Genomic DNA, 18,691 nt, shown 5'->3' with positions numbered 1-18,691 from the left:
TTTTGGACCGCGCCGCCCCCGGGTGCCGATTACCTGGTCCCAAACCCGCTTTTCAATTCCCCAATTTTGGCAATTCCGGCGATTCTGGCAATCTCCCACTCCCGTTCCTGCTCTTTCTGATGATGTCGGCGTAGATCTGCGCGCTGGGACGCGGCTTGCGCTCCTGCGTTACCGGGTCGAGTTCGATCAACCCGAAGCGCAGGTGCCAGCCTTCATTCCACTCAAAGTTGTCGGTGAGGCTCCAGTGGAAGTAGCCGCGCAGGTCCACGCCTTCCGCCAGCAGTCCGCGCATCTGCGCCACGGTGGATTCAATCACCCACGGGCGTATGCGGTCATCGCGGTCGGGCACGCCGTTCTCCAGAATGAAGACCGGCTTGTTGAAGGCCTTGAAGCTTTCCACCGCGCGGCGCAAGCCCTGGGGGTAGGCTTCGCCGTAGGGCACTTCTACGCCCGGATCACCCTGGGGTTTATCCGGCGGGACCGTGAGTTGAAAGAACCCGGTCTTGGGGCTGCGCAGGTTGAAGCCCGCTCGCAGCCGGCTGTAATAGTTAATGCCCACGTAGTCGCACGTGCCGCGCACTTCCTCCAGCGACTGGCCAAAGCGGTCCAGCGGAAACGGCGCGCGGCCGTGCAGGATGCTGTCGGCAAAGTTCTGGTTGAAGCGACGGTCAATGAAGCGGGTGAGCCAGCGGTCGGCGGCGGAATCCGGACGCTGCGGTTTGAACACCGCGAAGTGCTGCGCCCAGCCGACGTTGGCCTCCGGCTGCAACTCATGAATTTTCCGATACGCCGCGGCATGTGCCAGCAGAAGATTGCGCGTCACGCGCGCCGCTTGAAGGAATCGTCCTTTGCGTCCGGGAGGGAATTCACCCAGAAAATATCCCAGCGACGCATAGACGTTGGGTTCGTTGAAGGTGGTCCAGTCGGTGCACAGGTCGCCCAAGGCTGATACCACCCGCTGCGTGAAGCGCTCAAAGAGTTGCGGCGAATCCGGCGCGGTCCATCCGCCCTTGGCTTCCAACCACAGCGGATTGGTGAAGTGGTGCAGCGTAACAAACGGCCGGATGCGGCGGTCCTGCAACGCGCGCAGCATCTGGCGGTAGCGATTCAGCGCGTCGGCGTCGCACTGGCCTTCCGCCGGCTCGATCCGGCTCCACTCGATTGACAGCCGCAGAGCATTTACGCCGAGCTGCTGGGCCAGATCAAAGTCGCGTTCCGCGTTGCGCCACCAGTCGCAGGCCAGACCGACGCTGTCGCCGGACTTGATGCGGCCCTGCTTTTCCCATGCCGACCATTGGTTATTGGCGTTGCCGCCTTCCACCTGATGGGAAGAAGTTGCCACGCCCCACGCGAAGTGAGGAGGAAAAACGTGATTGGAGGTTTCGCCTGGTCCGTTATCCATTCTTGGGTTGGATTCTAGACCTTTTGCCGCCAGTATCCGTGATCACGCAGAAAATAATTGTCGTTCCAGCTGTTGAACATGGTCTTCAAGAACATGCTCACGATCTTCAAGTGCCCCATGTTGCGGAAGCGACGGTTGGTGGTGTGAATGCGCCCCCGCACCACGCCAAAGCGCCAGTTTGCCACCTTCTTGCTGAGCAGGTAATCTTCGGCGTAGAGCGCGCCTTCATGGAAGCCGCCCAGGCGGTCAAACGTGTTCTTGTCAAACAGCATGAACATGCCGGTGCTGAAGGGAAAGAGCATCAGCGATCCGTACTGCGCAATGTCATTCAGCGCGTACAGCACGTGGTCGCGCAGCGTCCCGTTGCTGCACCAGATGTTCGTCGTCACACAGTGCAGGTTGCGGCGCTCGGTAAGCTCCATGGTGCGGCGAAGCAGCGTTGGGTCCTTCAGTTCCATGTCGGCGTCAATGAACAGGACGTACTTGGTCTCCGCGCGGCGCGCTCCGGCATTGCGCCCGACAGACGGCAGCCCGCCGGGGATGACTTCAATGTCCAGCCGGTCGCCAAAGGAGCGGGCGATATCTTGAGTCCCGTCCGTAGATCCGGCGTCGGCGACGAAGACTTTAGTATGCGGAAGCTGCGGATAATCCTGACGGCACAGCGACGCCAACAGGACCGGCAGCAACCGCGCTTCGTTCTTCGCGGGTATCACGATCGTCAAACGATTGTGGGACATATTCATGGATGGCCACTCCTTCGTGGCAGATGGTGACGTAGGTACAACGCAGGTCCACCCACGCGCCGGAGTTGTAATACTCCACTCCGTCCCGCTCCTGGTGCAGCGGGACGTGGGTGTGACCGCAAAAGATGCGCTCAGCGTTGCCTTGTTTTGCGTGGCTGAGCGCCCCGTCAGCTACCTGTGCGGAAAGACGCAACCATCTGGTGTTGAGACGGTCCAGGTAGCGGGCAACTTTTTTGTGCTTCGAATCCAGTTGTTGCAAGAAGAGGTGCAGCGATTGTCCGATGCGGGTGATATGAAAATTGTTGATGCCAAAGCTGTCGAACTGGTGTCCGTGGATGGCGATATGACGCTTGCCGGCAAAATCCCATTCGTACTGCTGGTACACAGGCACGCCGACCAAGTGCGACATCACTTCCGTCAACCCATGGTCGTGGTTGCCTTCCACCCAGACCACTTCTTTTTCATGCCGCGGGTTGGAAAGCTTGCGGATGTAGCCCAGAAATTTCCAGTGCTCTTTGGTCAAGCGGCTGAAATTCAAGTCGGCAAAGATATCGCCCAGCAGGATCAGCCGCTGGAACTGCATGGACTGCAGAAATTCCAGGGCGTCCGCCGCGCGGCTCACCCCCGACCCCAGGTGGAGATCAGAGATGATCACCGTGTCGTATGGTTTTCCCAGCATGCACTACGGTTGTAGCAAGCGTACGTTGAAGCGGTGTGAAGAGAGGATTAAATATTTGTAAATAAAGGAGCTTAAGGGATGTCAGCGAAGATGCCGATCTGGCGGGCTTTTGTGGAAAACCTGAGGAAATCTAAGGACGCTGGGTGGATAGTTCTATGAGCCGATGGCAGCCGACGATTAGGGAATCGCACTGCCGTGGCCGGGCAACCAATAAAGCACGGCGCCGAGCGCCGCCAGCACTCCAATGTAGTACGCCGCGATCAACGGGCTGCCGCCGCGCTGATCGCCATGGAGTGCATCCGGGCCATGCCCATTGGGGTCCATGGAAACTGTTTGCGCGCTGCCTTCACGGCCCTCCAAGTTCAGCTGGACCATGGCGATCGGGCGCGGCTGCCTGCTTTCCAAAGCTACCAAAACGACATTCACCAGCGCGCCTCCGCCGATAAACCAGAAGATGCCCTCATGCGTGGCGTAAGCCAATCCTCCGGCGGTCAGCATCACCAGCAGTTTTTCCGGCATGCTCAAGGGCAGCATGGCGCCTGCGCCGTCCAGCACCCAGACGGGGATCAGGTTCAGCAGGTTCAGCCAGGCTGCGGTGCGCGCCAAAGCGAACCAGATCGGGTCGCCGGTTTGCAGCGCGATCACCCAGCAGGCCACGGCAGAGAAGAATCCGGCCAAGGGTCCGGCCAGACTCACGGCCGCACGGGTCTCCAGGGAAACGCCCAGCGCCTGCCAGCGGACGAACGCTCCCAGCCCGGGCAGAAAGACCGGCATCTCGGCAGGCAGCCCGCGGCGCTTGATGTCAATGAAGTGGCCCATCTCGTGGACCAGAATCAGCAGAGCAAATCCAATTCCGAATTTGGCGCCCCACATGGACCAGTAAAGGCCGATGAACGCGGCAAAGCTCATCAAAAACTTTAGCTTCGCCAGGAAGAACAACAGCGTCTTGCCTTTGGCCAGCAACGCCGCCAGCGGACCCAGTGGCGCGATTCGCTTGGCCCACTGCTTGGCCTGTCCCATGTGGCGCTGGTGATCTGTGTTGCTGATGGCCGCTTCCAGTTCGCGCAGATGCTCGCGAATCCACTCCGCCTGCCGCGAGCCGAAAGGCAGCAGCGGCAACGCGGACTGCCATACCTGATGCGCCTGCTGCAGATCAGAACGCGCTTCAAGGTTGCGGGCCTGCGCTGCGAGGTGGTCCAGTTCGCCGGCGTGGACCAGCGTCTGGCATCCGTCGCACGCCAGCGCGCCGGGAGTGAGCGGATGAGAACAGCGTTTGCAGAGCTGGGCGACGTCGGTAGAGAAATTGGGCACGGCTTTTCGGTACGCTTTGTGGCGGCAAATCCGCTTGCTTCTAGTGTAACGCTTTCTAGTGTAACTCTATGGAGCGGCGGTTAACTGGAACGGCCCGTCCACGGCGATCTTAGGATGCCCGGCCGTCATCTTCCAGGCAAACTGCATGCCGACGAAAAGGATGATCAGGCCGATGATTCCGCTGAAGCCGTCCTGCAACTCGAGAAACGGTGAAGCTAGTCCGATCCAAGCCAGCTTGCCCAGCCATTCGAACAACCCTACCGGGGCCTTCTTGCTGGAAGAGTCTGTGGGCTGGTCCGCTTGTGGCTTCGCGGCGGGTGGAGTGGCGCCGGGTTCGCTGGCTTTTTGATCGGCAGGGGACTGGACATGAGTCTGCTGTTGCTGAGCTTTTTCTTTGTTGTCCTTGCTGATCAACGCGAACACGATAGGGATGAACGCCATGGAAACCGCGGCATACGTGAGCAGCACCGCCGTGATCTGATATCTCTTGCCGCCGATTCCTTTCGACCCCATCATCATCGCTTTGCCCACGATCCAGCCCACCGCCAGGGCGGCGTAGCCAATGGATATTCCGGTAAGGATGACGAAGCCGGCATACAGGGTGAGCCCAATGGCGAACCCCGCCAGCCCGCACAGCAGCGCGCGCACAAACGCGGCGTGGCTGTCCTGCGGAAGTTCGCGCTGCAAACGATCGGCGCAGCTGCCGCACACCATGGAGCCGTTGGCCCGATAGTAAACTCCGGTGATGGTCGTCTTGCAGACTTTGCAGACGTCGCCCGCGGGCGCGCTCGCGTATTCCGCGGTGCCGAACTGCGGAACAGGCTTGGTTGGTTGCATGTCTGACATGGCGGGGAGAAGATAACACAAGAGTTAACTATCGGGAAGCTCCATCTTGCTCGCGAAAGCCCGAAAGGAGAGTGTCCGGAAGAACGTGTTCATTTGGCGTGGCCTGCACATAGGGCGCGCCCCGCACCTATTCCAATTCCGCCTGGATCGTGTATTCGCCGGCCGACATGTCCCAGGTGGCCAGCAGCACGTTGGGTTTGCAGCAGACCTGGCAGTCTTCAACATAGCGCTGTTTCATTCCAGCGGAAGAATCCACCGTGGTCTCGTTCCACTCGCCGCAGCCGGCGCATTGAAAGCCTGATTGCATGGGATTGATTCTTTCACGTTTGCGGGGCCGCCGGCCCTAGCGGCGATCTGGCGCGTCCGCAAAAACCCCGTGTGTGCTACACTAATTCGGTCTTCCTGGAAGCGTTCTTCCGTCCTTCCGTGACACCCCAATCGAGGGCGCGTAGCTCAACTGGCAGAGCAACTGACTCTTAATCAGTAGGTTGAAGGTTCGATTCCTTCCGCGCTCACCATCCCCGCATTTTTACTGCTGTTTTTCATCGGCATTAGGCAGACTTGGTAACAATTGGTAACAACTGGCCGCTCACATTACGAACTGGCCAGCCCTTTCGGTTAGCGGCCCCGCAAAGTCCTTTGTGGCCGGATGAGTGTAAGTGTTTAGCGTGATGCCCACGTTTGCGTGTCCGAGAATCTGAGACACTGCCTTTGCGGACACCCCGCTGTTGATTAGGTCTGTTGCGAGAGAATGTCGAAGATCATGAAACCCGCTCAGAGCGATTCCGAGTCCCTGCGCTGTTGGCTGGATATATCGCCTTAGCGCGTTACCTGGATTGAGAGGGGTTCCACTGCGAGAATTGAAAACCCACTCGCTCACGCGTTCAAGACCCTCTAGCCGTTTCAGCAAGCGGGTTGGAATCGGGATGGATCGTTTGGCCGATTCAGTCTTAACCGTGTCAATTACGCCGTCATAGATGCGCCGTTGCACGTTCAGGACTTCGCCGTCAAAGTCCGTCCATTTGATCCCGATTGCCTCTCCGACTCGTAAACCCGTAGCGGCCAAAAACAGAATCAGGGTTGCATAGGGTTCGTCCAGCTTGGCAGCTAGCGCGTTCACTTGCTTCGAGCTTAGAACGTTGCGCGTAATCTCATTGCCTGTCCCTGCTGGCAGTTTGATCCCGCTCACTGGGTTTTTCTCAATCCAATCGTTGCTCACTGCCCACGACATGAGGCGGGAAAGACTAGCGCGAAATTCCCGCAGGGTGTTCTTAGCGTAGGTCTTGGACTTGGACGCTAAGAATAATTCAATTTCATAGCGGCCAAGTTTCTTAATCGGGGCTTTGCCGAAAGTCTGCAAAACGACTTTCAACCCGCTGTTGTAAACGCTTGCTGTTGAGTGTTTGAGTGTATGTGCGAGGGAAAGCTTCAATTCCGAAGTCATTGAGCGAGCGTTTTAGCCTACCCCGCCAATTTCTTGTGGTGTCCCACATTCCTACACAACATATGGTGCATGAATCCCGAGATGCAAGTGTCACGCAAGAGCCATGTACTGCGGGAACCTTGATAGGGGGCATGATCCCAGTAGAAAATCCACACTGCTCCCCCAGAAAGCAAGTACTCCCCCAGTGAAGAACGCGCTGTATTATGGCGACAACCTGCAAATCTTGCGTGCTCGCGTGCGAGATGAATCAGTGCATCTCTGCTATATTGACCCACCATTCAATTCACAGAGGAATTACAACCAGATTTACAACAGAGTAGGCAGAGAGGACGAAGCTCAGGAACAAGCATTTATTGATACATGGAAATGGGAAGATGAAGCACGCGATGGTTGGCACCAAATCCAGTCGAATCACGAAGGCCGATTCACAGAGCAGACCATTGAGTTAATAAAAGGCTTGCACAGTGTTCTCGGTGAAGAGAGCTTACTCGCCTACCTCATTAGCATTGCTCTCAGGCTTGTGGAGATAAATCGCGTGTTAGCTCCGACTGGAAGTTTCTATCTGCATTGCGATCCAACCGCAAGCCACTACCTGAAGATTATTGTAGATGCAATCTTCTTGCCGAACGGCGGAGACTACAAGAACGAAATCATCTGGCGGCGCTCCGGCTCGCACAATTCCGCGAAGAGATTTGGCCCAATTCATGACGTAATTCTCTATTACAGCAAGGGCGCAGATACGTTTTTCCGTAAACAGTTCCGCCCCTACTTGAAAGAATACGTCCTTTCCTATTTCAAGAAGTCGGATGATAGGGGACGCTATCGGTCACAAACGCTGACGGGATCGGGCACTAGGAACGGAGAAAGCGGCAAAATTTGGCGGGGCTTTAATCCGACGGCTAAGGGTCGCCACTGGGCTTTCCCTGGCACGGTTGCGGAAGACCTTGGTCTTAGTGAAAGGCTGACACTGCATGAGAAGCTAGATATTCTGCGCGAAGAGAATTTGATAGCTCAAACTGTTGACGGCCTTCCAGAGTATCGCCAGTACTTGCACGCTGGTCGCGGAATTCCAATTCAAGACATCTGGGCTTACCAACCATGTACGCAAGGTGTGTTGAATGGAACAGACGAGTGCATCGATCAAGACGTTAAATGGCTGGAAAAACGTGGCGGCAGTGAGCGCATAAGGACATAGCTGCATTGCGGGGTGACATGGAAAAACATGGCGCGGCACTCGCGTGTCTTATCACCCGCAATCAACCTACCGAGCCCATGCGAAAAGACGCCCGCGCTGCTGGGTTTTATGAAAACAAAAGCAGAGGCATTAAATGCGACAGAATCAGGATCGTCCGCGTCGAGGATATGATACGCAATGGGGAACGCATCGAATTGCCGTTGCATCCTGAAGCCACCAACAGAGCACGCCGGGACAGCGAAGGCCAGCAGATGAGTCTTAATTTGGCTGCTCCCGCATCTGACAAACAGCCAGAGCCGAAGAAAGAAGTTACTTCGGTGCGTTCAATTTCTAAAAAGCGTTCTGGCACATCGGCAACCGATTAATCAATCGCCGTCAGATCATAAGGCTGCTCGTTCTTGTGCTTCGCGTATCCCTTTGGCATCATTCTTGGATTTGGAGCGTCCAGCATCGGGCCTCGTCTTGCTTACTTTACATTTTCCGCTTTTGGAACAAGAGTTGAGAAATTTACGGACAGTCCTGAGAATGGTGACCTTGGACAGCTAGGCTCAGAACTGAAAATTGTACATCTAAGAAGAACAAAACCCGCCGTAGCAAAAGTGGCCAACGGCGGGCTTTGGTGGGTTATCGTTTGTTGTTAACCAAACCGCGAATCATATTGGCCAGTAAGACCAACTGCAACGCGACGTGTATTAAACGAACGATCTTTTTCATAAAGAAGCCTTTCTGGTCAGGCCATAAGCCTGCCCCCCCGGCTTCTCTTGCAACCCGTGTTCTATTCCACAGAATTACATTGGATTTGTCAAAGGGGTGTGTCACGGTTTTCCGTCACCATCTTCGCACGCGATTTGTCCAGCCGCGTCAGCGATAGACGCAATGAAATGCGTCCCGCTCCGCGATATGGCCGCGTTAACTTTGGCGTCTAGCTTTTCCCGTTGCGCTGTCATCGTCGCAAGAATGTTCATGATCCTTTTTCCCTTTCGGATGTTGGTTCGGACGTGTAACAACTGAGGTAACAACTGCGTCCAAATCTGCCTATTTATGCCAATCGGGGAGAGTGGAAAGTCTCTGATTTCACAGGGATTTGCGGTTTGAGTGGGCAACAGTAGGTTGAAGGTTCGATTCCTTCCGCGCTCACCATCTTTTCAACAACTTACCGGGTTCCCGTTTTCAAGGTGTGCCGTCCACAGAAGTCTTTGATTAGCAAGCTGGTGCCGAAGAAGGGATTCGAACCCCCGATACCCTTTCGGGTATAGCGGTTTTCAAGACCGCCTGTTTCAACCGCTCACACATCCCTCCGCGTGAGCAAGTGCTTTGCTACCAGTATCGTACGACGGCTTCAGGTTCAGCGTCTCGGCCTTGAACTTCACACTTCTTCCAAATATGTCATTGCGGCTCCGGCTTCGTGGCCGCAAGTGAAACAGCGAGAGCTTGAAGTCCTGCTTCGAACGGTCTTACTCCATCGAAAGAATAACGGTCTCGCTTCATCATAAACAAAAAAATTTCAAAGCGACGCGCGGGAGATGACAGCGGAGACGCTGGAGGAGACGCTGTCTTGGTTTCATTGCCCCGGGCATGTGGTGGAGACGCATAAGCTTGAATTCGACAGGCACTCCTTCATCATCAAGATTTGGTTTGAAACAGGTGAGTTGGGCCGACCCAAATGGCGAGGACACATTACCCACGTGGAAGACGGCAAGCGCCGCTACGTGGAGCACCTGAAAGATATCTCCTCGTTCATCGGTAGTTATCTTTCTGACCTGGAAGCGCACGCGGAAGCGCGCGGCCGAATGCGGCGCTGGCTGGACCAGTGGACGCATCGTGGCAAGCAAGGGAAACGTGGAAAGAGCTGACAGAGTGATGCGTGAAATCCTGCCGATGCTGCAGCGGCTGGATGCCCTGTTGGAGTGGGCGATCGCATCTGTGTCGAGCTCGGGGGAAACAGGTTCTCCCGCCCCTTTCCGCGGACTTTACATTGATGCGTCGATGGCGCAAAAGATGCTGGCGCGGAGTCCGGGCGCGCCCGTGTTCGGTGACAATCCCAGACCGCACGAATCAAGGAGCCCGTGGAACGACGAATCCAGCTCGCTGGCATGGGTGGGAGAAACCTTCGGGCTTTCCATGTTCGATATCGACGTGCTTCTGATAGCCCTGGCGCCGGAGCTGGACCTTCGCTACCAGCGGGTATATTCCTTTCTGCAGGACGATGTTACGCGCAAGCTGCCCACCGTTGACCTGGCGCTGAACCTCCTCTGCGTCAACGCTGAAGAGAGGCTGGCTCGCCGGGCGCATTTTACTGCAGACGGGCCACTCGTCCGCAACAAGCTGTTGCATCTCATTCCCGATTCCAATCAGGGTGCGCCGGCGCTCCTGTCCTGTTTTCTCAAGGTGGATGAGCAGATCATCAGCCAGATGCTGGGAGAGCCCGGCATGGATTCCCGTCTCGAGCCGTTGGCCCGGCTGGTGGAGGCGAATGAGGATTGGCAGCAGCTTCCGCTGGTCGAAGAGATCAAATCAGTTTTGCCGCAACTGGCGAAGTGCACGCAGGAAAACGGGCAATCGTTGCGGTTGTACTTCCAGGGTGTGCCGGGATCGGGAAAGAGAAAAGCTGCGGAGGCGCTGGCGCTCTTTCTGGGCAGGCCGTTGCTCGTCGCCGACCTGGGGCAGCTGGCGGAAATCAAGTCCCATCCCGAACAATTGCTGCTGCTGCTCTTTCGCGAAGCCCAGCGCAAGGGTGCGGTTCTTTACGCTGTTGGTCTGGACGCTTTTGTCCGCGAAGAGCACGCTGCGGTTAAACGCCAGCTTTTTGAGGTCGCATTGCGCCATCCGGGCGTGCTGGTGCTGGCCGGCTCCGGGCCTTTTCCGGCGGAAGCGGAAGACGGCTTCCCTGTCGTGAACGTTCCGTTCGAGTATCTTGAATTCAAAGAACGCCGGGCGTACTGGCTCGATTGCTTAAGAAGCAGCGACGCAGCGTTGAGCGATTCGGAGCTGGATTCTCTGACAGCGGCGTTCCGTCTGACCCCGGCCCAGATTCAGGCGGCGGTCGCAGCCGCGTGCAATCTGGGCCGCTGGCAAAGCTTGCGCAACTCTTCCTCTCCAGCCCAGAGCCGGCCGGGGCTGAACGAGATCTTCGCTTCCGTGCGAGCGCAGTGTGGGCACCGGCTGACCCAGCTGGCGCGCAAATTGCTACCCAAGTACGCCTGGGAAGACATTGTGTTGCCGCCAGACCAGTTGGAGCAGCTGAAGGAAATCTGTGTTCAGGCGCAGTACCGGCATGTGGTCTATGACGAGTGGGGCTTCGGTGACAAGCTTTCTCTGGGTAAAGGGTTAAATGTCCTCTTTTCCGGGCCCCCCGGCACAGGCAAGACGATGGCTGCTGAGGTCATTGCCCGCGAGCTGCACCTGGACCTCTATCGCATCGATCTCTCCCAGATAGTCAGCAAATACATTGGCGAGACGGAGAAGAACCTGGAAGCGGTCTTCAACGCGGCTGAGAACAGCAACGCCATCCTGTTTTTCGATGAGGCGGATGCTTTGTTCGGAAAGCGCTCGGAAGTTCGCGACTCGCATGATCGTTACGCGAACATCGAAATCGCCTACCTGCTGCAGAAAATGGAAGAGTACCAGGGCATTAGCATTCTGGCGACCAATCTCGCGCAGAACCTCGACGATGCTTTTGTCCGGCGGCTGCAGGCCATCGTGGAGTTTCCGTTTCCTGACGAAACCTACCGGCGCCGCATTTGGGAGGTCGCATTTCCCAAAGATGCCCCTGTCGCCGGAGATGTCGACTTCGCAATGCTGGCGCGCCAGATACGGCTGGCCGGCGGAAACATTCGCAACATTGCGCTTTCAGCGGCCTTTTTTGCGGCCCAGGGACAGCAGGAGATCGCTATGGATCATCTGGCCCGGGCTGCCAGGCGGGAGTATCAGAAATTGGGACGTAGCTGTAATGAGCAGGAGTGGAGCAAGTCAAGGGTAGCTGTGCCATTGATGCACTAAGCAGGTTCCGCGCAGCGGCGAGAAGCGATCATGCTGACACTGAAAAAACGGCGGGAGCGGGCGGCTGAGCCGGAGAGATCACACAAGGAAGATCTTCATTCGACTCCGCCGGCACATCCATCGGGTCCCGGCGGGTCGTTGCTGCATCTGCACAAAACCATTGGAAATCGCGGTATGGGCGCTCTGTTGTCCGGAGACCGGCCGGAAAAGTCTCCATGCTCGTGCGGCGGTACTTGCGATGATTGCAAAGCGGAAGCCAACCATCAAAAGCAGCTCAGCTTCCGGCGCAAACAGTCCGTCGCCGCCGGTGGGCTTCCACAACTGCCAAATTGGACCGGCGCAGGAGACGGCAAATCTCACAAGGCGATGAACCTGCCGGAGTCGGGGGGAGATCCGGCAAAGAGCCAGAAGAAAATCTCCGGCATTGATGTTGATAAGTCGCTGTGCAGTTGCGCAGCGGAGATTCCAGAAAAGATCGAGTGGGCAAAACTCCAGGCCAAACTTTACTCCGACTGTGCGAAAGACCCGGCCAACAAGACCGGGGCTGATGTGGAGGCATGCAATGATGCGGAGTTGGCAAAGCGGGGCATTACCACCACTGTCGCCGGGACCACCAGCTCTACCGGAGCAGTGAAGGTAGCGCCCGTCAAGGGTACTTGCGGGCCGATATGGCAGAAGGGCACGGAGTTGCATGAAGCTGTGCACCACGGTCACCAGCAGGCGCTGGAAAAAGCCTTTGGCAAAGGCAGCCCGGCCTTTCAATCTCATTGGAACAACGGGCAGGACTGGGGCACGGACGAGGCCAATGCCTACAGCGCTGAAATCCCGTTTTACCAGGCGGTGCTGGCCTACCTGCAATCCATTTGCGGGGGCGGAGGCGTCGGGTTCAGCGGATGGGGCGCATTGATTGGCGGACTCGGCGGAGCTGGTACGGGTGCGTTGATTGGTTCATTGTTCGGGCCTGTGGGTGCGCTGGTGGGCGCAGCCATCGGCGGTGTGGTGGGGTTGGTGGCCGGCGGGTTCATTGGAGGCAATAGATGAGCGAACCGCTCCGTATCGAGCTCCAGATATCCGAAGCGCAGGCGCTTCCAAATCCTTCAGGCAAGGTGCGCTGGAGCGTCCGCGCAAAAGTGCTGCAGGTGCTCTCGGGCTCTCTTCCCTCCGGCACAGGAGAGATCACGTTGCTGGTGCACAGCCCGACAAAGGCTTTCGCGACCTCACCGGAAGAGTTGCCGTCGTACGTTTTCACCCTCGAGTTCAAGAGCCCGTGGCAAGACCCTTATGCAGGTGAATTTCAAGTATTGAACTGGCACAAAAGAAAGGGATGAGTGCAAGCGATGGACGTGAAGTTTTCGATGACCGGCAGAGCATCAGGACAGGCGGGCGCGAGCCCCTTCGTGCTGATCAATCGGACCGTGTATTTCAACGGCAGGTGTGACGATTGCCGGCCGCACTGCGGCGCGGTGTGCTGCTCGGGGTATGGATTCGTCGGCTTGAGCGAAGAGGAGGCCAAAAGCGGCAAATATGTATGCAAGCAGCTCGAGGAAGGGTGCGAATGCGCCGTCTGCAAGCGCATGCGGGAGCTGGGACTGAAGTATTCCGTGGTCAAGAACCCTGATGGAAGCTGTATCTATCTCGACGGCGCCCGCAAATGCAGTATTTATGCCGACCGTCCCGAAGTGTGCAGGAAATACAGCTGTCTTAACGTGCCGTTTGTTTTGAATCCGGTTTAAGGAACAGCCAGGAGCAAGAACTAAGGAGTTTCCGTGGGCGAGGCCGTAACAGTTCAAAGGAGCGCGAAGGAAAGCGCGGCACACAGCGCCTCGGCTGTGGCGCCCGTAGCGGTCAATGGACCGCGGGCGGAAGGCCTTGCCACGTCCATGATGCGGCTGCAGCGCATGATGGGTAATCAGGCTTTGGGAAAATGCCTGCATGGAGGAGAAGGAAATGGCCTCAAGCTGCAGCGCAAGTGCGCCTGTGAAGACAGTGGAACTCCCTGCTCCGCCTGCGCAGCGTCAAAGGAAGAACAGGTTCTGTTGCATCGCAATGCGGAAGGAGCTTCAGGCTCCGGCCCTCAAGTCTCGCCGACTCCGGCGAGCGTCCAGTCGCTTCTGCGCTCTCCAGGAGAACCCCTTGACCTGTCTACCCGGACATTCATGGAGTCCAGTTTTGCTCATGACTTCGGCGATGTGCGAGTCCACACTGACTCGACTGCCGATAAAGCTGTGCACGATGTGTCAGCGTCGGCTTTCGCCGTCGGCCGGGACATTGCGTTCGGACAGGGCAAATATTCACCCGGTACGGAGAGCGGCCGGCATCTGATAGCTCACGAGCTTGCGCATACCGTTCAGCAGGGACGGGTTTCCGGGTCGAGAACCGAGTTGCTGGAGATAAGCCAGCCCGGCGATGCCTCCGAGCGCGAAGCTGATTCTGCGGCACAGCGGGCTTTGTCCGGGGCCGCAATGCCGCACTTGTCTCACACCGCCCCGGGGGTTCATCGCGGCTTTCCCGATCCCCCTAAGCCTCGAACCGCGGGACTTACTGAGGAAGACTGGGCGGAGATCAGAAAAGCGCGAAAGTTTTTCAACCTCCCGGACAGGCCCACAAAGGCCCAGCCCACCATCGTTGGTGTTCTTAAGACGCCGGACGGCGAAAAGATGTACGTCAAGAGCGGTGAAGATGGAGGCCCGTGGGGCGGCACCCAACGCGGCAGCATTCCCCGTGGTGCAGGGGAAGCCTTCACGGGCGGGGGGCCTCACCAGGGAAACATTTCAACTCACGTGGAAGGCCATGCTGCCGCCATCATGCACCAGCGAAAGATCCCAGAGGCCACACTGCTTATTGAAGAAGCCCCATGTGAAGGTGCATGTGACGCTACAAGACGCTGGGACCCGATCAAGGGAGAATTCCCAGCCGACGCGCCACGCCCTGGCACGCCTAATATAAGCACCGCGCTCCCGCCGAAATCCAAGCTGACCATCGTTGACCCGGAGACAACTGGAATCTACCGCAGCGCTCAGCTGCCGCCCGCCGGCCCTGTGGGCGCTCTTGAAGCCGAAGGCGCCGGTGCTCTTCCTAAAGCCGGGATCAATACTCCCCCGCCCAAAGTGGTGACTCCAACAGTGGAAGAGGCCCTTGCGGAAAAATCTCCGGTGCTGCCGAAGGTCGTGGAGCCCCCAACTCCCAAGATGTCGCCTAAATCGCTGGCCGGAACCGGCGTGGTTGCCGCCGCTGAAGAAGAGACGGTGGCAGCGCGCGCGCTGGGCGCGGTAGGGAACATTGCGATGGAGATCATGATGCTGGTGGGCGTCGTCGTATGGGAACTGGTGGTCGCGCCGAAAATCGAGAAATTCCAGACGCAGATCAATCAATGGATGATGGACCTGGAAAAAGACCGGCGCAAGCGGATGCAGGAACAGATCAGAAAAAAGTTTGAAATCTCCGAAGCCAAGCAAATTGGACGCATCGTCAAATCCTGCTATCTCGGGAGACTGCGTGACCTGGAGAAGGCCGGCAAGAAGACCTATGTCAACGTAACTCTCAAGGTCAGCTTTGAAGACACGTCGGGTCGCTTCCATATCCCCTTTACCGAGGAGACTCCGCCTGAGTCGATTTTTGACCTGGAATTCTATGACGTGGACCTTGGCGGAGCGACAGTTTCAGACAAGCCGGTGAAAGAGAGCGTCGGCAAGCTTACGCGATGTGAGTCTTGCGGAGCCCTTGGACGTGACAAGTCCTTCATAAGCAACAACCCATTGTTCGAGCAAACCGTGGAGTTCTCTTTTGAGGCGCCCAAGGCGGGGGAAATTGCCAAAGAGTTTGAAAAGGAACCGGACGTCGGGGAGTGCATTGGGGCTGTGGTGTGCTTCATCGCCACTGCGTGTTATGGGTCGTTGCTTGCGCCGGAGGTGGAGACCTTGCGCCGCTTCCGCGATCGAGTCCTGGCGCCCACGCGGGCAGGACGATTGTTTGTCGCGGCTTACTACCGGCTCTCTCCGCCCGTTGCGGGCTGGCTGACTCTTCACCCCATGGCTCGAAGATTGGTGCGCCTTGGCCTTATTGCCCCGACGGTCTATCTGGTGCGGAAGACCTGCGCGGAACGTCTGGGCCTGCACGGAGAAGCAACGAGGACGGACGAACCGGCCCCGTCCAATCCCGTGTTTCAACGAAAGACAGTTCTGGCTCCTGAACTGGCCCAGGTTCTTGCGTTGAGCAGAGCTGCTGCCATGCACCCGCGGGCGAGGAACCCAAGGGAAAAGAGTGACTGGCGATGATCGACACATTGAGTCAAACATTACGGGCGATCCTGCAGGATCCGGCATTGGCGGCGGACTTCCCGGAGCTGTCTGCGGCGGACATCGTGTTTGACCGCCCGACTGATCCCTTCGCCATCAAGCGGACGACTGTCGACCTCTTCCTGTACGACCTGCGGGAAGACCTGGATTTGCGGAGCAATGAGCCGATCATCGAACGCACGAACGGGCAGGCGATTGTCCATGCTCCGCCATTGCGGCTTGCGTGTTCTTACCTCGTCACCGCATGGCCGCTGGGCGGACTGGACCTGGCGCTGCAGGAGCACCGGCTCCTGGGGCAGGTGCTGCGAGTGCTGTCCCGCTACCCCACGATTCCGGCGTCGTTCCTCCAAGGCGACCTGGTGGGCCAGGAACCCCCATTGCCGATGGTCGCCCTCCATCCGGATGCGCTTAAGAACCTCTCCGAGTTCTGGACCTCCGTGGGCAACAAGCTCCGCGCCTCGCTGACCATCACGGTCACGATTGGCGTGCCGGTATTTGCCGACGTCACCAAGTCCCTGGTCACGACGGCGACTTCGTCGGTTGCCCAGGGGCAGGAAAATCCCGAGAACTGGATGCAGATCGGAGGAAACGTCAAGAGCAATCTGGGTGCGCGCGTCTCCGGAGCTTTGGTGGACCTGCTCGATCTGGGGCAGCGCACGACCACCGATGAGGATGGTCATTTTGTGTTCTCGCACGTGGATGTGGGTGTGCACACATTGCGTGTTGTTGCAACAGGGTTTCAGCCATTTTTGAATACGGTCCTGCAGGTGCCGGGCCGCCCGGGAGATTACGACGTATCTCTCACGCCACTGTAACCAAAGTTTCCGAAGGAGGATGGAATGTCAAGCTTTGTCGCATTTAATAAAGCCCCGGGTGTTTACATCCAGGAAGAAACACCGCCCGGACCGATAGCTGGCGTTGGAACCAGTACAGCCGCGTTCGTAGGACCAGCAGAAAGCGGAGACCTGTTCAAACCGGTCTTCCTCACCAACTGGACCCAGTTCCAGAACAAGTTTGGCGGCTACATCACCGATCCCAAAATGGTGTACGTGACTCACGCCGTGAGCGGATTTTTCGAGAACGGCGGATCAGCGTGCTACTTCGTGCGCGTCGGGACCGGGGTGCAGGCATGGCTAGATCTGAACGATCGTGCGGCCACCCCCAAGCCGACGCTCCGGGTGCAGGCCGTGAATGAAGGAACCGCCGGCAATGCCATCAAGATCACTGTCAGCGATTCGAGCATCGCCAATACGAAGGTCTCCCGGGTCTCGGTCTCCTTGGCCAGCGCTTCCGCCCTTGTGGCTGTTGTTGGTTCGGCGGCGGACGCGGCGAAATTCGTTCCCGGAGATATTGTATTTCTGCAAGAAGGCGCCAACAGCGATCGCGCCACGATCGCGCGCATTGACGATGTCAACATCACGCTCCAAGACCCGCTCGCCAATACCTATACCAATGCGGGCACGATCCGAGTGGCCGATCTCAATCCCGGGCAGACCACCGTGCGCGTGGATGATGCCACCGGAATCGAACCCGGCTCCTACATCAGCTTGACGCTGGGCGGCACCAAGGAAAACGCCATCGTCCAGTCCGTGCAGCGCGCGGCGAAGCTGCTGGTCCTATCCAAGGCGTTGGTTAATGGCTTTCCCAACAGCGCGGCCGATATCACCGTGGCCACTCTGGAGTTCGACCTCAAGATCGATACCCCGGGCGTCAGCGTAGAGCAATTCCTGAAGCTGGCCATGGACAAGCGCCACAGCCACTATTTCGCCAAGATTGTTGACTCGCAAGCGGTGACGGTGCAATTGACCGATCCGCCCAGCCCCACGAATCCACCCAACAACATGCCAGTGGCCGGTGGACCCACGACACTGGCCAACGGGGTGGATGAAGATCTGACCGCCCTGCATGCAAACCAATATCGCAAGGGGATCGACGCGCTGGAGAAGATCGACGATGTCAACATCCTTTGCGTCCCTGATGCCAGCGCCGACAACACCATTCAGGCCTCGATCCAGCAGTACATGATCGACCATTGCCAGAAGATGAAGGACCGCTTTGCGATCATCGATTCCATACCCAAAGCGCAACCTTCCAACGGCGTGGTTACGCAGCGCAACAATTTGAGCACGGACAACGGGTACGCCGCGCTCTACTATCCCTGGATTTACATCGATGATCCTTCCGGCGACGGGCAGTTGCTGGTCCCGCCGTCAGGACACGTGGCCGGGGTGTACGCGCAGACGGACAACGACCGCGGCGTCCATAAAGCGCCCGCCAACGTGAAAATCACCGGAGCGCGTGGAGTGGAACTCACACTGAACGACTTCGATCAGGGACCTCTCAACGAACAAGGCGTGAATGTGCTGCGCGTATTCAAGGGGCGTGGCGTGATCATTTGGGGCGCCCGCACTGTCGCCCCGGCAAGCATTACCGCGTGGCGTTATGTCAATGTCCGGCGGCTCGTGACCTTTGTCGAGGAATCCATCCAGAAGGGCACGCAATTTGCCGTCTTCGAACCCAACGATCTGCCGCTGTGGCAGAAATTGAAACGCCAGGTTTCAGACTTCCTGACCGGAGTATGGCGCTCCGGCGCCCTGGTCGGCGCGACCCCGGACAAGGCCTTTTCAGTCCGCGTCGACGCCGAGTTGAATCCGCCCAGCCAGGTGGCCCTTGGGCTGCTGGTCATCGAAGTAAAAATCTATCCGGTCACGCCGGCTGAGTTCGTGGTCTTCCGCATCATCCAGCAGCCGGGCGGCCCGAGCGTCCAGGAAGGATAA

General features: G+C 57.8%; 17 protein-coding genes and 1 tRNA gene. 11 read left to right on the top strand and 7 right to left on the bottom strand.

The window, feature by feature from the left end; translation table 11 throughout:
- Positions 1-52 precede the first annotated feature (52 nt).
- From LAO20_00490 to LAO20_00465, 6 genes are all read right to left on the bottom strand, one after another.
- Complete coding sequence (locus LAO20_00490) at positions 53-1,402, bottom strand: glycoside hydrolase family 1 protein (protein ID MBZ5529880.1); 1,350 nt, start codon at positions 1,400-1,402, stop codon at positions 53-55.
- 14 nt (positions 1,403-1,416) lie between these two features.
- A complete protein-coding gene (locus tag LAO20_00485) occupies positions 1,417-2,139 on the bottom strand; it encodes a glycosyltransferase family 2 protein (GenBank protein MBZ5529879.1) in 723 nt (240 codons plus the stop codon).
- Positions 2,027-2,824, bottom strand: a complete 798-nt coding sequence (locus tag LAO20_00480) for a UDP-2,3-diacylglucosamine diphosphatase (protein ID MBZ5529878.1) — start codon at positions 2,822-2,824, stop codon at positions 2,027-2,029. Before LAO20_00480 ends, LAO20_00485 begins: the two co-directional genes overlap by 113 nt.
- A 177-nt stretch (positions 2,825-3,001) precedes the next feature.
- A complete protein-coding gene (locus LAO20_00475; protein MBZ5529877.1) occupies positions 3,002-4,135 on the bottom strand; it encodes a site-2 protease family protein in 1,134 nt (377 codons plus the stop codon).
- A 66-nt stretch (positions 4,136-4,201) separates the two neighbouring features.
- On the bottom strand, positions 4,202-4,981 hold the full coding sequence (locus LAO20_00470) for a hypothetical protein (GenBank protein ID MBZ5529876.1): 780 nt from the start codon (positions 4,979-4,981) through the stop codon (positions 4,202-4,204).
- Positions 4,982-5,108: 127 nt separating this feature from the next.
- The gene (locus LAO20_00465; GenBank protein ID MBZ5529875.1) at positions 5,109-5,288 is read right to left on the bottom strand and encodes a CPXCG motif-containing cysteine-rich protein; all 180 of its coding nucleotides are present in this window, start codon (positions 5,286-5,288) and stop codon (positions 5,109-5,111) included.
- A gap of 135 nt (positions 5,289-5,423) precedes the next feature.
- Here LAO20_00465 and LAO20_00460 point away from each other — a divergent pair.
- Positions 5,424-5,499: transfer RNA gene (locus LAO20_00460), tRNA-Lys, on the top strand.
- Positions 5,500-5,570: 71 nt separating this feature from the next.
- Here LAO20_00460 and LAO20_00455 read toward each other — a convergent pair.
- Entirely contained in the window at positions 5,571-6,425 is an 855-nt protein-coding gene (locus LAO20_00455) for a tyrosine-type recombinase/integrase (protein MBZ5529874.1), read from the bottom strand.
- Between the two features lie 184 nt (positions 6,426-6,609).
- On the opposite strand from LAO20_00455, the gene LAO20_00450 reads away from it, so the two are divergent.
- From LAO20_00450 to LAO20_00405, 10 genes are all read left to right on the top strand, one after another.
- A complete protein-coding gene (locus tag LAO20_00450) occupies positions 6,610-7,620 on the top strand; it encodes a site-specific DNA-methyltransferase (GenBank protein MBZ5529873.1) in 1,011 nt (336 codons plus the stop codon).
- A 17-nt stretch (positions 7,621-7,637) separates the two neighbouring features.
- Entirely contained in the window at positions 7,638-7,985 is a 348-nt protein-coding gene (locus tag LAO20_00445) for a hypothetical protein (protein ID MBZ5529872.1), read from the top strand.
- 1,158 nt (positions 7,986-9,143) lie between these two features.
- Entirely contained in the window at positions 9,144-9,473 is a 330-nt protein-coding gene (locus LAO20_00440; GenBank protein ID MBZ5529871.1) for a hypothetical protein, read from the top strand.
- Between the two features lie 7 nt (positions 9,474-9,480).
- A complete protein-coding gene (locus tag LAO20_00435) occupies positions 9,481-11,619 on the top strand; it encodes an ATP-binding protein (protein ID MBZ5529870.1) in 2,139 nt (712 codons plus the stop codon).
- A gap of 30 nt (positions 11,620-11,649) precedes the next feature.
- Positions 11,650-12,660, top strand: coding sequence for a hypothetical protein (locus LAO20_00430; protein MBZ5529869.1), 1,011 nt, complete (start codon positions 11,650-11,652; stop codon positions 12,658-12,660).
- The gene (locus tag LAO20_00425; GenBank protein ID MBZ5529868.1) at positions 12,657-12,947 is read left to right on the top strand and encodes a hypothetical protein; all 291 of its coding nucleotides are present in this window, start codon (positions 12,657-12,659) and stop codon (positions 12,945-12,947) included. Before LAO20_00430 ends, LAO20_00425 begins: the two co-directional genes overlap by 4 nt.
- A gap of 9 nt (positions 12,948-12,956) precedes the next feature.
- On the top strand, positions 12,957-13,352 hold the full coding sequence (locus tag LAO20_00420; GenBank protein ID MBZ5529867.1) for a hypothetical protein: 396 nt from the start codon (positions 12,957-12,959) through the stop codon (positions 13,350-13,352).
- A gap of 33 nt (positions 13,353-13,385) precedes the next feature.
- Positions 13,386-15,893 carry a DUF4157 domain-containing protein gene (locus tag LAO20_00415; GenBank protein ID MBZ5529866.1) on the top strand — a complete coding sequence of 836 codons (2,508 nt, stop codon included), beginning with the start codon at positions 13,386-13,388 and terminating at the stop codon, positions 15,891-15,893.
- Positions 15,890-16,729, top strand: coding sequence for a Pvc16 family protein (locus tag LAO20_00410; protein MBZ5529865.1), 840 nt, complete (start codon positions 15,890-15,892; stop codon positions 16,727-16,729). The genes LAO20_00415 and LAO20_00410 overlap by 4 nt, the downstream gene beginning before the upstream one ends.
- Before the next feature lie 225 nt (positions 16,730-16,954).
- A complete protein-coding gene (locus LAO20_00405) occupies positions 16,955-18,691 on the top strand; it encodes a phage tail sheath subtilisin-like domain-containing protein (protein MBZ5529864.1) in 1,737 nt (578 codons plus the stop codon).

It is taken from the genome of Terriglobia bacterium, assembly GCA_020072815.1.
Taxonomy (GTDB): domain Bacteria; phylum Acidobacteriota; class Terriglobia; order Terriglobales; family Acidobacteriaceae; genus Angelobacter.
The sequence above is the reverse complement of the archived record's forward strand: the minus strand, read 5'-3'. Positions and strand labels throughout refer to the sequence as shown.

Excerpts from the sequence above, each read along its gene's own strand:
- LAO20_00490 (MBZ5529880.1), bottom strand. The coding sequence starts at position 1,402 with ATGGATAACGGACCAGGCGAAACCTCCAATCACGTTTTTCCTCCTCAC.
- LAO20_00485 (MBZ5529879.1), bottom strand. The coding sequence starts at position 2,139 with ATGTCCCACAATCGTTTGACGATCGTGATACCCGCGAAGAACGAAGCG.
- LAO20_00480 (MBZ5529878.1), bottom strand. The coding sequence starts at position 2,824 with ATGCTGGGAAAACCATACGACACGGTGATCATCTCTGATCTCCACCTG.
- LAO20_00470 (MBZ5529876.1), bottom strand. The coding sequence starts at position 4,981 with ATGTCAGACATGCAACCAACCAAGCCTGTTCCGCAGTTCGGCACCGCG.
- LAO20_00465 (MBZ5529875.1), bottom strand. The coding sequence starts at position 5,288 with ATGCAATCAGGCTTTCAATGCGCCGGCTGCGGCGAGTGGAACGAGACC.
- LAO20_00455 (MBZ5529874.1), bottom strand. The coding sequence starts at position 6,425 with ATGACTTCGGAATTGAAGCTTTCCCTCGCACATACACTCAAACACTCA.
- LAO20_00445 (MBZ5529872.1), top strand. The coding sequence starts at position 7,638 with ATGGAAAAACATGGCGCGGCACTCGCGTGTCTTATCACCCGCAATCAA.
- LAO20_00440 (MBZ5529871.1), top strand. The coding sequence starts at position 9,144 with ATGACAGCGGAGACGCTGGAGGAGACGCTGTCTTGGTTTCATTGCCCC.
- LAO20_00435 (MBZ5529870.1), top strand. The coding sequence starts at position 9,481 with ATGCGTGAAATCCTGCCGATGCTGCAGCGGCTGGATGCCCTGTTGGAG.
- LAO20_00430 (MBZ5529869.1), top strand. The coding sequence starts at position 11,650 with ATGCTGACACTGAAAAAACGGCGGGAGCGGGCGGCTGAGCCGGAGAGA.
- LAO20_00425 (MBZ5529868.1), top strand. The coding sequence starts at position 12,657 with ATGAGCGAACCGCTCCGTATCGAGCTCCAGATATCCGAAGCGCAGGCG.
- LAO20_00420 (MBZ5529867.1), top strand. The coding sequence starts at position 12,957 with ATGGACGTGAAGTTTTCGATGACCGGCAGAGCATCAGGACAGGCGGGC.
- LAO20_00410 (MBZ5529865.1), top strand. The coding sequence starts at position 15,890 with ATGATCGACACATTGAGTCAAACATTACGGGCGATCCTGCAGGATCCG.
- LAO20_00405 (MBZ5529864.1), top strand. The coding sequence starts at position 16,955 with ATGGTGTACGTGACTCACGCCGTGAGCGGATTTTTCGAGAACGGCGGA.